This window comes from Rhizobacter fulvus (assembly GCF_964020785.1).
Genome location: NZ_OZ224516.1, coordinates 4,963,922 through 4,978,769, shown reverse-complemented (window position 1 = coordinate 4,978,769; position 14,848 = coordinate 4,963,922). Strand labels below are relative to the sequence as shown.

13 protein-coding genes and 1 tRNA gene are annotated in these 14,848 nt (G+C 68.6%); 10 read left to right on the top strand and 4 right to left on the bottom strand.

All coding sequences use genetic code 11. The features are described 5' to 3' along the window. The first annotated feature begins 20 nt into the window (after nt 1–20). Genes ACWH49_RS23620 through ACWH49_RS23610 form a run of 3 tightly spaced genes read left to right on the top strand, consistent with a single transcriptional unit; the run spans nt 21 to nt 3,161 of the window. Nucleotides 21–1,184, top strand: coding sequence for an ATP phosphoribosyltransferase regulatory subunit (locus ACWH49_RS23620; protein WP_448173662.1), 1,164 nt, complete (start codon nt 21–23; stop codon nt 1,182–1,184). A gap of 49 nt (nt 1,185–1,233) precedes the next feature. Then, a complete protein-coding gene (locus tag ACWH49_RS23615; protein WP_235580514.1) occupies nt 1,234–2,586 on the top strand; it encodes an adenylosuccinate synthase in 1,353 nt (450 codons plus the stop codon). Between the two features lie 53 nt (nt 2,587–2,639). Next, nucleotides 2,640–3,161, top strand: coding sequence for a phosphoribosyltransferase (locus ACWH49_RS23610; protein ID WP_448173661.1), 522 nt, complete (start codon nt 2,640–2,642; stop codon nt 3,159–3,161). A gap of 70 nt (nt 3,162–3,231) precedes the next feature. On the opposite strand, the gene ACWH49_RS23605 is transcribed toward ACWH49_RS23610, so the two are convergent. Continuing rightward, a tRNA-Leu gene (locus tag ACWH49_RS23605) sits at nt 3,232–3,316 on the bottom strand. Nucleotides 3,317–3,389: 73 nt separating this feature from the next. Between ACWH49_RS23605 and rnr the strand changes: the two genes are divergently transcribed. After that, nucleotides 3,390–5,615 (top strand): ribonuclease R, encoded by a 2,226-nt coding sequence (gene rnr / locus ACWH49_RS23600; protein ID WP_056469916.1) that lies wholly within the window; start codon nt 3,390–3,392, stop codon nt 5,613–5,615. Between the two features lie 36 nt (nt 5,616–5,651). Continuing rightward, entirely contained in the window at nt 5,652–6,560 is a 909-nt protein-coding gene (locus ACWH49_RS23595) for an SDR family NAD(P)-dependent oxidoreductase (protein ID WP_448173660.1), read from the top strand. Between the two features lie 19 nt (nt 6,561–6,579). On the opposite strand, the gene ACWH49_RS23590 is transcribed toward ACWH49_RS23595, so the two are convergent. From ACWH49_RS23590 to ACWH49_RS23580, 3 genes are read right to left on the bottom strand one after another with little or no spacing between them, the layout of a single operon-like run. Further along, entirely contained in the window at nt 6,580–8,070 is a 1,491-nt protein-coding gene (locus tag ACWH49_RS23590; protein ID WP_448173659.1) for an NAD(P)H-hydrate dehydratase, read from the bottom strand. 5 nt (nt 8,071–8,075) lie between these two features. After that, entirely contained in the window at nt 8,076–9,431 is a 1,356-nt protein-coding gene (locus ACWH49_RS23585; RefSeq protein ID WP_448173658.1) for an FAD-dependent oxidoreductase, read from the bottom strand. Further along, nucleotides 9,428–10,753: an amidase gene (locus ACWH49_RS23580; protein ID WP_448173657.1), complete on the bottom strand. Its 1,326-nt coding sequence runs from the start codon at nt 10,751–10,753 to the stop codon at nt 9,428–9,430. The genes ACWH49_RS23585 and ACWH49_RS23580 overlap by 4 nt, the downstream gene beginning before the upstream one ends. 149 nt (nt 10,754–10,902) lie before the next feature. Here ACWH49_RS23580 and rpsB point away from each other — a divergent pair, with 149 nt between their 5' ends. From rpsB to uppS, 5 genes are all read left to right on the top strand, one after another. Next, nucleotides 10,903–11,649 (top strand): 30S ribosomal protein S2, encoded by a 747-nt coding sequence (gene rpsB, locus ACWH49_RS23575; RefSeq protein ID WP_056469903.1) that lies wholly within the window; start codon nt 10,903–10,905, stop codon nt 11,647–11,649. A 94-nt stretch (nt 11,650–11,743) separates the two neighbouring features. Then, nucleotides 11,744–12,661, top strand: a complete 918-nt coding sequence (tsf, locus tag ACWH49_RS23570; RefSeq protein ID WP_448173656.1) for a translation elongation factor Ts — start codon at nt 11,744–11,746, stop codon at nt 12,659–12,661. Between the two features lie 124 nt (nt 12,662–12,785). Beyond that, nucleotides 12,786–13,496: a UMP kinase gene (pyrH, locus tag ACWH49_RS23565; RefSeq protein ID WP_448173655.1), complete on the top strand. Its 711-nt coding sequence runs from the start codon at nt 12,786–12,788 to the stop codon at nt 13,494–13,496. Nucleotides 13,497–13,532: 36 nt separating this feature from the next. Further along, the gene (frr, locus tag ACWH49_RS23560) at nt 13,533–14,093 is read left to right on the top strand and encodes a ribosome recycling factor (protein ID WP_448173654.1); all 561 of its coding nucleotides are present in this window, start codon (nt 13,533–13,535) and stop codon (nt 14,091–14,093) included. Between the two features lie 5 nt (nt 14,094–14,098). Continuing rightward, nucleotides 14,099–14,848 (top strand): polyprenyl diphosphate synthase, encoded by a 750-nt coding sequence (gene uppS, locus ACWH49_RS23555; protein WP_448173653.1) that lies wholly within the window; start codon nt 14,099–14,101, stop codon nt 14,846–14,848.

Genomic DNA, 14,848 nt, shown 5'->3' with positions numbered 1-14,848 from the left:
TAACCCCCCGGCGTTTCCACATGTCCTCTGCTTGGCTGCTGCCCGAGCACATTGCCGATGTCCTGCCCGCCCAGGCGCGGCACATCGAAGAACTCCGTCGCGGGCTGATCGACGTGGCTCGCAGCTATGGCTGCGAGCTCGTGATGCCGCCGCTGCTGGAGCACGTCGAGTCGCTGCTGTCCGGCGCGAGCCGCACGCTGGACCTGAAGACCTTCAAGCTCGTCGACCAGCTCAGTGGCCGCACGCTCGGGCTGCGCTCGGACAGCACGTTGCAGGTCGCGCGCATCGACGCGCACCTGCTGAACCGGGCCGGTGTGACGCGCCTGTGCTACTGCGGCCCGGTGCTGCATGCGTTGCCCGACGGGCTGCACGCGACCCGCGAGCCGCTCCAGTTTGGCGCCGAGATCTACGGCCATGGCGGTCTCGAGGCCGACCTCGAAGTGCAGGACCTGACGCTCGACTGCCTGCGCAGTGCCGGTTTGGCGGGTGTGATGCTCGATCTCGGCGACGCGCGCATTCTGCGCGGCTTGCTGTCCGGTGTGATGGTCGGCGCCGAGCAGCTCGGCGAGGTCTACGCGGCGCTGGCCGCGAAGGATGCCGCGGCGCTGCGCGAGTTGGCGCGCGGGTTTCCGGCCGAGGTGCGCCAGGCGCTGCAGACCCTGGTGTCGCTGTATGGCGGCACCGAGGTGCTGGACCTGGCACGCCGCATGTTGCCGACGCGCCCGCTGGTGCAGGCCGCGCTCGACGACCTGCAATGGCTCGCGCAGCGGGTCACGCAGTCGCATCCCGAAGTGACGGTGGGCTTCGACCTGGCCGACATCGGCGGCAACGGCTACTACAGCGGCGTGCGCTTCGCGGCGTACGCGGCAGGGTCGCCGGATGCGGTGGCGCGCGGCGGTCGCTACGACGAAGTCGGCGCGGCGTTCGGGCGCAACCGCGCGGCCGTCGGCTTCAGCCTCGACCTGAAGAGTCTGGCCGCGATCGCGCCTGCGCGGCCGTTGCACGCCGCGATCCGCGCGCCATGGGCCGAGGACGAGGCGCTGCGCGCCAAGGTGCGCAGCCTGCGCGAGCAGGGAGAGACCGTGTCGCGCGTGCTGCCCGGTCATGAAGACGAAGCGCAGGAGTTCGCGTGCGATCGCGAACTCGTGCTGGCCCAGGGCGAATGGGTGGTGCGCGCGCTCTGAGCGCGGCACCACACGCCCCCACAAGAATCAGTTTCCTGGACGATCCGACATGCAAGCAATGAACTCCGGTACCGGCACGAAAGCGGCTGGCCACAACGTCGTCGTCGTCGGTACCCAATGGGGCGACGAGGGCAAGGGCAAGGTCGTCGACTGGCTGACCGACCACGCGCAGGCCGTGGTGCGCTTCCAGGGCGGCCACAACGCGGGCCACACGCTCGTGATCAAGGGCATCAAGACGGCGCTGCAGCTGATTCCGTCCGGGATCATGCGCGACGGCGTGGCCTGCTACATCGGCAACGGCGTCGTCGTCGATCCGACGCACTTGCTCGGCGAGATCGAGCGGCTCGAGAAGATCGGCGTCGAGGTCCGCTCGCGGCTGTTCATCAGCGAATCGTGTCCGCTGATCCTGCCGTTCCACGTCGAGGTCGACAAGGCCCGCGAGGCACTGCGCGAGACCAGCGGTGCCGGCAAGATCGGCACCACCGGCAAGGGCATCGGCCCGGCCTACGAAGACAAGGTCGCGCGCCGCGCGCTGCGCGTGCAGGACCTGAAGCATCCCGAGCGCTTCGCGAAGAAGTTGCGCGAGCTCGTCGAACTGCACAACTACGCGCTTTCGGGCTACCTGAAGTCGAAGCCGCTCGAATTCCAGCCGATCTTCGATCACGCTATGGCGGTGGCGGAGCAGCTCAAGCCGATGATGGCCGACGTCGGCTACATCCTGCACAACGCCAACCGCAACGGCGCCAACATCCTGTTCGAGGGCGCGCAAGGCACGCTGCTCGACATCGACCACGGCACCTACCCGTACGTCACGTCGAGCAACTGCGTGGCCGGCAACGCGGCGGCCGGCGCCGGCGTCGGTCCGGACCTTCTGCACTACATCCTCGGCATCACCAAGGCCTACACCACACGGGTCGGCAGCGGCCCGTTCCCGACCGAGCTCGACATGGACGTGCCGGGCAGCGTCGGCCACCACCTGTCCACCGTCGGCCAGGAACGCGGCACCGTCACCGGCCGGCCGCGCCGCTGCGGCTGGCTCGATGCCGCGCTGCTGAAGCGCTCGGTCATCATCAACGGGATTTCGGGGCTGTGCATCACCAAGCTCGACGTACTGGACGGCCTGCCGGAGATCAAGGTCTGCGTCGGCTACGAACTGCACGGCGAGCGCATCGACATCCTGCCGCTCGACGCCGACGACATCGTCGCCTGCGTCCCGATCTACGACACCTTCGAGGGCTGGACCGAGACCACTTTCGGCATCACCGAATGGGACAAGCTGCCGGTGAACGCGCGGCGCTATCTGGAGCGCGTGCAGGGCCTGATCGGCGCGCCGATCGACATGGTCTCGACCGGCCCCGACCGCGAGCACACGATCCTGTTGCGGCATCCGTACAAGGACTGATGCACACCCCTTATGCTCCGACCGAATCAACCTCAGTCTGAAGGACCCGACGCATGCTGACCGACGACGGCAAACACCTGTACGTGAGCTGGGACGAGTACCACATGCTCATCGAGCGGCTGGCGCTGAAGATCGCCGGTTCGGGCTGGGAGTTCGACCAGATCCTGTGCCTGGCGCGCGGTGGCATGCGTCCGGGTGACGTGCTCTCGCGGGTGTTCGACAAGCCGCTGGCGATCATGTCGACCAGCTCCTACCGCGCCGAGGCCGGCACGATCCAGGGCCGCCTGGACCTGGCGAAGTACATCACGATGCCCAAGGGCGAACTCGCCGGGCGCGTGCTGCTGGTCGACGACCTGTCCGACTCCGGCGTGACGCTGCGCGCAGTGGTCGACCGGCTGCGCGGCATGCCGTCGATCAGCGAGCTGCGCTCGGCGGTGATCTGGACCAAGGGCGTGTCGAGCTACACGCCCGACTACTACGTCGAGCTGCTGCCCACCAGCCCGTGGATCCACCAGCCGTTCGAGGAGTACGACGACATGCGGCCCGACGCGCTCGCGAAGAAATTCGTCATCTGAACCACCCACTCGACGCGACAATGAAAAAGGCCACCTCGCGGCGGCCTTCATCATCTTGCGCTATCCATCTTGGTGCCCAGGAAGGGACTCGAACCCCCACGGAGTTACCCGCTAGTACCTGAAACTAGTGCGTCTACCAATTCCGCCACCTGGGCATTTCAGGAAGTCTCGGACTATATCATCAAAACAAACACATTGAAAACAACCAACCCCGTCGGCAACGAATTGATGGTCGAAGTGGAGGGCACGGTGCAAGGCCACCGTGACGGCCACGGCTTCGTCGTGCGCGACGACCGCCAGGCCGACCTCTACCTGTCGCAACAGGAAATGCGCGCGGTGCTGCACCGCGACCGCGTCAAGGCGCGCATCGTGCGCTACGACCGCAAAGGCCGCCCCGAAGGCCGCGTGCTGGAAATCCTCGAGCGCAAGAAGGCGCCCATCATCGGCCGGCTGCTGCACGAAAGCGGCGTCTGGCTCGTCGCCCCCGAAGACAAGCGCTACGGGCAGGACATCCTGATCCCGAAGAACGCGATCGCGAATGCGACCGCAGGGCAGGTGGTCGCCATCGAGCTGACCGAATCGCCGTCGATGTACTCGCAGCCCGTGGGCCGCGTGACCGAGGTGCTCGGCGAGATCGACGATCCCGGCATGGAGATCGAGATCGCGGTGCGCAAGTACGAGGTGCCGCACCAGTTCTCGCCGGCCACGCTGGCGCAGGCCGCGGGCCTGCCGGACAAGATCCGCGCGGTCGATCGCAAGGGCCGCATCGACCTGACCGACGTCGCGCTGGTCACGATCGACGGCGAGGACGCACGCGACTTCGACGACGCCGTGTACTGCGAGCCCGCCAAGATCGGCCGGGTCAAGAACAACAACGGCTGGCGCCTGATCGTCGCGATCGCCGACGTGAGCCACTACGTGAAGCCTGGCGAACCGATCGACGACGACGCCTACGAGCGCGCCACGTCGGTCTACTTCCCACGCCGCGTGATCCCGATGCTGCCGGAGAAGCTCAGCAACGGCCTGTGCTCGCTGAACCCGTACGAAGATCGCCTCGCGATGGTCTGCGACATGCTGATCACCGCCAGCGGCGAGATCCATGCGTACCAGTTCTATCCGTCGATCATCTGCTCGCACGCCCGCTTCACCTACAACGAGGTCGCCGCGATCCTTGCGAACACCCGGGGCCCCGAAGCCGCGAAGCGCAAGGAGCTGGTGCCCGACCTGCTGAACCTGCACGAGGTCTACCGTGCGCTCCTCAAGGAGCGCAACAAGCGCGGTGCGATCGATTTCGAGACCACCGAGACGCAGATCGTCTGCGACGAGAACGGCCGGATCGAGAAGATCGTCCCGCGCACCCGCACCGAAGCCCACAAGCTGATCGAAGAGGCGATGCTTGCCGCCAACGTCTGCTCGGCCGATTTCATCGAGCGCTCCAAGCATCCGTCGCTGTACCGCGTGCACGAAGGGCCGACGCCCGAGAAGAAGACGCTGCTGCAGAACTACCTGCGCGCGCTCGGCCTGGGGCTGTCCATCGGCGACGACCCCAAGCCCGGCGAGTTCCAGGCGATCGCGCACGCGACGAAGGACCGCCCCGACGCGATGCAGATCCACACGATGCTGCTGCGTTCGATGCAGCAGGCGATCTACACCGGCATCAACAGCGGCCACTTCGGTCTCGCGTACGAGGCCTACACCCACTTCACGAGCCCGATCCGGCGCTATCCCGACCTGCTGGTGCATCGCGTGATCAAGGCGCTGCTGGGCGGCAAGCGCTACCACCTCGTCACCGGCGCCAGCAACCCCGCGCCGAGCAACCGCAAGACGACCAAACCCGCGCGCCAGGCCACCGCCGAAGAAGAGAAGTGGGAAGTCGCCGGCGTGCATTGCAGCGTCAACGAGCGCCGTGCCGACGAGGCCTCGCGCGACGTCGAAGCCTGGCTGAAGTGCCGCTACATGCGCGAGCATCTCGGCGAGGAATACGGCGGCACCGTCAGCGCCGTGGCGAGCTTCGGCCTGTTCGTGCAGCTCGACGGGCTGTACGTCGAGGGCCTGGTGCACATCACCGAGCTCGGCGGCGAGTACTACCGTTTCGACGAGGTGCGCCAGGAACTGCGCGGCGAGCGCAGCGGCGTGCGTTACGTGGTCGGCTCGCGCGTGCGGGTGCAGGTCAGCCGCGTCGACCTCGACGGGCGCAAGATCGACTTCCGCATGGTCCGCGATGGCGATGACGACGCGACCCTGCTGCGCTCCAAGCGCGACAAGGCCAATGCGACGGCCGCCAGCGAGCTGGCCCACGTCAAGGAGACCGATCGCGCCGTCAAGGCGGTGACCAAGAAAAAGGCGCAGAAGGCGCGCGGCGGCCCGGCGACACATCCGGTGCGTGCGGCCAAGGCCGTGGCGCGCAAGTCGGGCGGGCGTGCCTCCGGCGGCAAGTCGTCGACGCGCCGTTGACCCCATCCGCGATCCATCCACAACCGAGAAAGACAGATGACGATTCGATTTGACGGCCGCGTGGCCATCGTGACCGGCGCCGGTGGCGGCCTGGGTCGGCAACATGCCCTGGCGCTCGCGGCGCGCGGCGCCAAGGTGGTCGTGAACGACCTGGGCGGCACGCTCGACGGCACCGGCGGCACGCCCAAGGCCGCGCAGGCGGTGGTCGACGAGATTCGCGCCGCCGGTGGCGAAGCCTTTGCCAACGGCGCGTCGGTGACCGACTTCGGCGCGGTCCAGGCCATGGTCGACGAGACGATGAAGGCCTGGGGCCGCGTCGACATCCTGGTCAACAACGCCGGCATCCTGCGCGACAAGAGCTTCACGAAGATGGCGCTCGACGATTTCCGCCTCGTCGTCGAGGTCCACCTGATGGGCGCGGTCAACTGCACCAAGGCGGTGTGGGACGTGATGCGCGCGCAGAACTACGGCCGCATCGTGATGACGACGTCGTCGAGCGGCCTGTACGGCAACTTCGGCCAGTCGAACTACGGCGCCGCGAAGATGGCGCTGGTGGGCCTGATGCAGACGCTGTCGATCGAGGGCGCGAAGAACGACATCCGCGTCAACTGCCTCGCGCCGACGGCGGCCACGCGCATGACCGAGAACCTGATGCCCGAGGCGGTGCTGAACCTGCTGAAGCCGGAAGCCGTCACGCCGGGGCTGCTCGCGCTCGTCGCCGAGGACGCGCCGACCCGCGCGATCCTGTGCGCTGGCGCGGGGTCGTTCGAGCGCGCGCACGTCACGTTGACGCAGGGCGTGTTCGTCGGCCTGCCGGACGATGCGGCCGAGCAGGTCGCGGTGCAGTTCGACGCGCTGTCCGACCGCGGCGACGAGTCGGTGCCGGCCAGCGGCAACGCGCAGGGCACGCTCGAGACCGGCAAGGCCATGCGCGCGCTCGGCTGAGCCGCGCCGAACCGGCAGGTCAGCGGGCGCCGAGGCGCTCGATCAAGGCGGTGGCGCGAAGCGCGCCCGCCGGGGCCGGCTCCGCGGCGGCACCGTGCTCCGCGACGGCCTGGCGCGCGACCGCGAACGCCGTGGCCGCTTCGGCCCCCGTCGATCGCTGCGCCCAGCGGCCGCCGATCCAGCCGGCGAGCACATCGCCGGTTCCGGCCGTGGCGAGCGCCGCATTGCCGGTCCCGTTGATGCGCGGCGTCTCGCCCGGCGCGGCGATCACGCTGCCCGAACCTTTCAGCACGACGACGCTCGCGAAGCGGCGCACGAGCTCGCGCGCGGCCTGCAGCCGGTCCGCCTGCACCTCGGCGGCCGTTGCGCCCAGCAGGCGGGCCGCCTCGAGCGGGTGCGGGGTCAGCACCGTGGCCAGGCCCCGGCTGCGCCGGGCCACGAGCAGCGCTTCGAGCGTCGCATCGTCGGCCAGGGCGTTCAATGCATCGGCGTCTAGCACGAGCCGGCGCGCGCCGCTCAGCAGGCGCGGCAGCGGGGCGCGCACCGCATCGCCGCCGCCGCAGCCGCACACGACGGTCGAGCGGGCGAGGACGTCGGCCCCGCCGGCGAGCCAGTCGCTGCGGAACATCAGCTCGGGGTGCGCGCCATCGACGCGCAGCGCGACCCCCGAGCGGTCGAGCAATTGCACGTAGACCCGTCCTGCGCCGGCCGCGTGCGCGGCACGCGCCGCGAGCAACGCCGCCCCATCCATGCCGGGTGCACCGCCGACCACCGCCACATCGCCGAAGCTGCCCTTGTGCTGGGCATGGCGTCGCGCGGCGACCGGCGTCACGCGGGACAACCACGCGTCGGGCAGGAGCGCGCCGGCGTCGACGCCGAGCGTCTCCAGCCAGACCGAGCCGGCGTGGTCGCGGCCGGCACCGGTGAATAGGCCGGGCTTGAGGGTCAGCAGCGCGAGGGTGACCGATGCCGTCACGCACGCGTCGCCCAGTGGCTGGCCGGTGCGCGGGTGCAGGCCGGACGGCAGATCGACCGCCAGGACCGGGCAGGCGAGCCGGTTCAACGCCCCGATGCCCTGGGCCACCAGCCCGCCCGGCGCGCGGTTCGCACCGACGCCCAGCAAGGCGTCGATCGCCAGCTGCGGCAGTGCGTCCGGCGTGGGCGAGGTCACGATCGGTACCCCCGCGGCGCGGGCGCGGGCGAATGCGTCCGCCGCATCGGCCGGCAGCGCGGCGGCGTCGCCGAACATTGAGACCGCGACCTGCTTGCCCCATTGCCGCAAATGGACCGCGGCCGCCAGGCCATCGCCGCCGTTGTTGCCGGGGCCGGCCGCGATCCAGATCCGCGAGGCGTGCGGCGCGAGCGCCAGCGCGAGCCGCGCGACGGCCTCACCCGCCCGCTGCATCAATGTGTGCGGTGGCAGCACTGCGCTCGCCTGTTGCTCGAGCACGCGGGTCTGCGGCGCGTCGAGCAGCGGGAGTTCGCCGGTCGGGGGCAGCACCGGGAGCATCGCGTTCAGCCTCGCAGGCGTTCGATGCCGAGCCCGTCGACATCGATCGCCGGAGCGCGTCCGGCGATCGAGTCCGCGAGCACGCGCGCCGAACCGCACGACAGCGCCCAGCCGCTCGAGCCGTGGCCCAGGTTGACCCACACGCCTTCGACGCCGCTGCGCCCGAGCACCGGCGGGCCGTCCGGCATCATGGGCCGCGCGCCTTTCCAGACCTGCGCCTGGTTCAGCTGCGTGCTGCCCGGAAACCAATCGTGCAGCACCTTGTAGAGCGTCTCGATCGCGCGCGGATCGTGGCGCTCGGCCGGGCCGCCGATCTCGGCGCTCCCCGCGACGCGAACCCGCGCCCCGAGCCGGCTGATCGCGACCTTGTAGCGTTCATCCATCAGCGCGGCGCGCGGGCCGATGTCCCCATGGGCATCGATGCGGCGCAGCGGAACGGTGAGCGAGTAGCCGTAGACCGCCTGCATCGGCAGCCGCAGGCCGAGAGGGCGCAGGAGCGGGGCCGAAGCGAGCGCCGCGCACACGGCCACCGCGTCGAAGCGCTCGGTCACCGGATCGAGCGCCATCGGCTGGGTATCTTGCGTGTCGACGGGTGCGCTCTCGGCACTTCCCGCGTGCGTGATCGCGGTCGCGGCGTCCTCCGGCGGCGCATACCGATGCACGACCTGCGGCGCCGCGCCGGCCAGGATCCGCTGGACCACGGTGTGGAAGCGAAAGCGCACGCCGATGCGTTGCGCCTCGGCACGCAGCAGCGTGGTGAACTGGCGGCAGTTGCCGACCTCGTCGTCCGGCAGGTACACGCCGCCGTGCAGCGCGGTCTCGTCGCACAGGCCCGGCTCGACGGCGCGGCACTGCGCGGCGTCGAGCATCTCGTGCCGGGTGTTGAGTTCGGTCAACGACGCCAGACCGGGCCGGACCATTGCCAGGTCCTTGGCGGTGCGCAGCAGGACCAGGTAGCCGCTGCCACGCTCGTAGTCGAGCTTCAGGTCCCGCGTGAGGCGGTGCAGCCGCTCGCGGCTGAAGAAGGCGAGGCGCTGCATCCGCAAGCGATTGGCTTGGTAAGTGCCCAGTTCGCAGGCGCGCCACCAGCGCCACATCCAGCCGATCTCGCCGAGACTCAAGCCGGCGTGCACACGCACCGGCGCATGGCGACTCAGCAGGTGGCCGAGCACCTTCCTGGGCATGCCGGGTGCGGCCCACGGCGTGACATAGCCCGGCGCCACGACGCCGGCGTTCGCGAAGCTGGTTTCCGCGGCGACGCTGCCGCGGCGCTCGAACACCGTCACCTCGTGGCCGTCGGCCGCCAGTTCGTAGGCCGTGGTCACCCCGATGACGCCGGCACCGATCACCGCGACCCTCATGCGCCGACCGCCGCGAGCACGGCCTCGATCGCGAGCGAAGCGTCGAGCACGGTGTCGTCCTTCAACGCACCGGCCCAGACCATCAGGCCGACAGGCATCTCGCCGGCGGCGTGGCACGGCAGCGAGAGCGCGCAGCCATCGAGCATGTTGACGACCGACGGGTTGCGCAGCAGCAGCATGTTGGTCGCGAAGAACGCGTCGTCGCTGGCCAGCAGCGGTGCAATCGCCGGGGCGACGATCGGCACGGTCGGGCTCAACATCGCATCGAATCCGCGCATGGTCGTCTCCATTGTCGCGATCCACGCTTGGCGCGCGTGCAGCAGGTCGATGTAGTCCGCCGCGCTCATGGCCTCGCCGCGACGGATGCGCGCCGCGACGCGCGGGTCGTACTCGGCCTGGCGCGCCGCAAGCAGATGTCGGTGCCAGGCCCAGGCCTCGGGCGGCGAAAAGCTCGGCGGCACACTGGCGAGCGCGGGCAGGGCGATCTCCTCGATCTGTACGCCGGCCGCTCGCAGCGTCGCGAGCGAGCGATCGAACGCGCGTTGCACCGTCGCGTCCAGTCCGTCGAGCATCGACGTGGTCGGCACCGCAAAGCGCAGCGACGCGCTGGGCCGACCCGACCGCGTGACGCGGCGGTCCGCCAGCACCTCGTGCAGCAGCACCGCATCGCGCACCGAGCGGGTGATCGCGCAGACAGTGTCGAGCGTCGTCGACAGCGGGATCGCGCCCTCGGTCGGCGTGAGCCGCGCGGTGTTCTTGAAGCCGACCAGGCCTTGCAGTGCCGCCGGAATGCGGATCGACCCGCCGGTGTCGGAGCCGAGGGCCGCCCACGCAGCCCCGGTGGCAACCGACACGCCGCCGCCGGAGGTCGAGCCGCCGGGAATGCGCGGTTCGTCGTCGAGCAGGCGCGTCGCCGGATTCGCCGGCGTCCCGAAATGCGGGTTGATGCCGACGCCCGAAAACGCGAACTCGGACATGTTGGTGCGGCCGATCAGCGCGGCACCGGCCGCGCGCAGGCGCGCGACGGCCGGGCAGTCGGCTGCGGCCGGCGCGGCGGAGGCAAGCACGGTCGAACCGGCGGCGGTCGTCTCGCCGCGCACATCGAACAGGTCCTTGATGCTGACCGCCAGGCCGCCGAGCGCGGGCATCGGCGCACCCGCGCGGCGGGCCGCGTCGGCGGCGTCCGCGGCCCGCCGGGCAGCGTCGAAGGACGTCGAGACGAAGGTGTGTCGGTTGGCGGCGGATTGAACCGCGTGAATGCAGGATTCCAGCAAGGTGGGCGCGTTGCCTTGCTCCAGCGAGCCGGTCAGGTCAGGGGTCATGGGAATGCTATAATCGATTGGCTTGGCTCATTCCGAGTCAAGTTAATCGCGAACCGGCTGATAAAAGGTGTTGCGACAGACTCGCCGCAGTGTTGCGGCGGGTTTGCAGCGATTCCAGCCGGATTCTAGAACCAACCTTTGGAGTCCTCATGACTGTCACCATGCGTGAAATGCTGGAAGCCGGTGTCCACTTCGGCCACCAGACCCGCTTCTGGAACCCGAAGATGGCCCCGTACATCTACGGCCATCGCAACAAGATCCACATCATCAACCTCGAGAAGACGCAGCCGCTCTTCAACGACGCGATGAAGTTCATTCGTCAGACGGCCGCCAAGCGCGGCACGATCCTGATGATCGGCACCAAGCGCCAGGCGCGCGAGGTCATCTCCGCCGAAGCCAAGCGCGCCGGCATGCCTTTCGTCGACCAGCGCTGGCTCGGCGGCATGCTGACCAACTTCAAGACCGTCAAGGGATCGCTGAAGAAGCTGAAAGACATGAAGGCGCAGGTCGAGGCCGGCACCGAGATCCGCATCAAGAAGGAAGCGCTGATGTTCCAGCGCGAGATGGTCAAGCTCGAGAAGGACATCGGCGGCATCCAGGACATGAACGCGCTGCCGGATGCGATGTTCGTGATCGACGTCGGCTACCACAAGATCGCGATCCTCGAGGCCAAGAAGCTGGGCATTCCCATCATCGGCATCGTCGACTCGAACCACTCGCCTGAAGGCATCGACTACGTGATCCCGGGCAACGACGACTCGTCGAAGGCCGTGGCGCTGTACGCGAAGGCCGTGGCCGACGCCGTCCTCGAAGGCAAGGCCAACGCGACGAACGACGTCGTGCAGGCCGCGGCCGCCGAGGGCGACGAATTCGTCGAAGTCAGCGAAGGCGCCTGATGCCCCGAGCCCGGCCGGCATTGCCGGCCCCGGGCACCACGACAGAAGGGGCCATTGGCCCCTTTCTTCCACCCGAATCCAGGAGTTAAAGAAGATGGCTGCAATCACTGCAAGCATGGTCGGCGAACTGCGCGCCAAGACCGACGCCCCGATGATGGAATGCAAGAAGGCGCTGACCGAAGCCGGCGGCGACATGGAGAAGGCCGAAGAGCTGCTGCGCGTCAAGCTCGGCAGCAAAGCCGGCAAGGCGGCCTCGCGCATCACCGCCGAGGGCGTGATCGTCGCCGCGGTGGCTGGCAACGCCGGCGCGCTGGTCGAGGTCAACTGCGAGACCGACTTCACCTCCAAGAACGACATGTTCCTCGCGATGGCCAACGCCTGCGCGAAGCTGGTCGCCGAGAACAACCCGGCCGACGTGGCCGCGCTGTCGGCGCTGCCGTACACGCAGGATGGCTACGGCCCGACGCTGGAAGACGTGCGCAAGGGCCTGATCGGCACGATCGGCGAGAACATGTCGATCCGCCGCTTCAAGCGCTACGAGGGCAGCAAGCTCGCGAGTTACCTGCACGGCACACGCATCGGCGTGATGGTCGAGTTCGAGGGCGACGAGGTCGCCGCGAAGGACGTGGCGATGCACGTGGCGGCGATGAAGCCGGTCGCGCTGCAGTCGAGCGACGTGCCCGCCAAGCTGATCGAGACCGAGCGTTCGGTCGCGACCGCCAAGGCTGCCGAGGACGCCGAGAAGGCCAAGGCCGAGGGCAAGACGCCGCAATCGGCCGAGATCGTCACCAAGCGCATCGAAGGCTCGGTCGCCAAGTTTCTGAAGGAAGTGAGCCTGTTCAACCAGGCCTTCGTCAAGAACGACAAGCAGACCGTCGAGCAGATGCTCAAGGAGAAGGCCACGACCGTGAAGGGCTTTACGCTGTACGTCGTCGGCGAAGGCATCGAGAAGAAGGTCGACGACTTCGCGGCCGAAGTCGCGGCCCAGGTGGCGGCTGCCAAGGGCGGCTGATTCGCGAGTGCGCCTGCGGGGCGCCCTGGCGGACTCTCCGGGGCGCTGATTTCGAGGTTTTAAGACTTAGACTTCGCGCCAAACCTGCGCCACGAGCGCAACCACAATATCCGGAGTCCGAACCATGGCCGCCTACAAGCGCATCCTGCTGAAACTGTCCGGCGAGGCCCTGATGGGTGACGATGCCTACGGCATCAACCGGGCCACCATCGTGCGCATGGTGCGCGAGGTGCAGGAAGTGACGCAGCTGGGGGTCGAGGTGGCGGTCGTCATCGGCGGCGGCAACATCTTCCGCGGCGTGGCCGGCGGCTCGGTCGGCATGGACCGCGCGACCGCCGACTACATGGGCATGCTGGCCACCGTGATGAACGCGCTCGCGCTGGCCGACACGATGCGCCAGGAGGGCATGACGGCGCGCGTGATGTCGGCGATCGGCATCGAGCAGGTCGTCGAGCCCTATGTGCGGCCGAAGGCGCTGCAGTACCTCGAAGAGGGCAAGGTCGTGGTCTTCGCGGCCGGCACCGGCAACCCGTTCTTCACGACCGACACCGCTGCCGCGCTGCGCGGCGCCGAGATCGGCGCGCAGATCGTGCTGAAGGCGACCAAGGTCGACGGCGTCTACACCGCCGACCCGAAGAAGGACCCCAGCGCCACCCGTTATTCCGAACTGACGTTCGACGAGGCCATCACGAAGAACCTGCAGGTGCTCGACGCCACCGCGTTCGCGCTGTGCCGCGACCAGAAGCTGCCGATCCGCGTGTTCAGCATCTTCAAGCCGGGCGCCTTGAAGCGGGTGGTGATGGGCGAGGACGAAGGCACGCTGGTTCGCGTCTGAGCCGGCGAGTGTTTGACTGTTGAAGAGAGCGTTGTCATGAGCATTGCCGACATCAAGAAGACCGCCGAGGCGAAGATGGCCAAGTCCATCGAAGCGCTGAAGGGCGAGTTGCACAAGATCCGCACCGGCCGCGCCCACCCCGGCATCCTCGACCAGGTGCAGGTCGACTACTACGGCTCGATGGTGCCGATCAGCCAGGTCGCCAACGTGAGCCTGCTCGACGCCCGCACGATCAGCGTGCAGCCCTGGGAAAAGGGCATGGGCGCGAAGATCGAGAAAGCGATTCGCGAGTCCGACCTGGGCCTGAACCCGGCGACGCAAGGCGACTTGCTGCGCGTGCCGATGCCCGCGCTCACCGAAGAGCGCCGCCGCGAGCTGACCAAGGTCGTGCGCAACGAAGGCGAGGACGCGAAGATTGCCGTGCGCAACCTGCGTCGCGACGCGAACGAACATGCCAAGAAGCTGCTGAAGGACAAGGAGATCGGCGAGGACGACGAGCGCCGCTCGCTCGACGAGCTCCAGAAGCTCACCGACCGCACCATCGCCGAGATCGACCGGCTGGTTTCTGGCAAGGAAGCCGAGATCATGGCGGTCTGATTTCCATGAGCGCCTTGCCTGCGGCAATCGACTCGCGCGGCGCCATACCGCGTCATGTCGCCATCGTGATGGATGGCAACGGCCGTTGGGCCAAGAAGCGGTTCATGCCGCGGTTCTTCGGCCACAAGGCCGGCGTCGATGCCCTGGTGCGCACGGTGCTGAGCTGCGCCGACCGCGGCGTGGAGTACGTGACCGTGTTCGCGTTCTCGTCCGAGAACTGGAAGCGCCCGACCGAGGAAGTGTCCGGCCTGATGGGCCTGGTGCTGGTGGCCGTGGCCAAGTACCTGGGCAAGCTTGCCGACAAGGGCGTCAAGATCAAGATCATCGGCGATCGCGGGCAGGTGTCCGACAAGCTGCGTCAGGCCTGGGAACAGGCCGAATCGAGCACCGCGCACAACACGCGAATCACGCTGTCCGTCGCGTTCAACTATGGCGGCCGGTGGGACATCGTTCAGGCTTGCCGCCAGGCGATCGCCGACGGCGTGCCGCCCGAGCAACTCGACGAAGCCGCGCTGAACAAGTACATGGCGCTCAGCCACGCCCCCGATCCCGACCTGTTCATCCGCACGGGCGGCGAGGTGCGCATCAGCAACTTCCTGCTCTGGCAGGCGGCGTACTCCGAGCTGTTCTTCAGCGACTGCCTGTGGCCCGAGTTCGGTGATGCCGAGCTCGATGCGGCACTGGCCGAATATGCCCGGCGCGACAGGCGCTTCGGTGGCGTGGACACCGCCCGCAGCGTCGCGGTCCAGACCTGA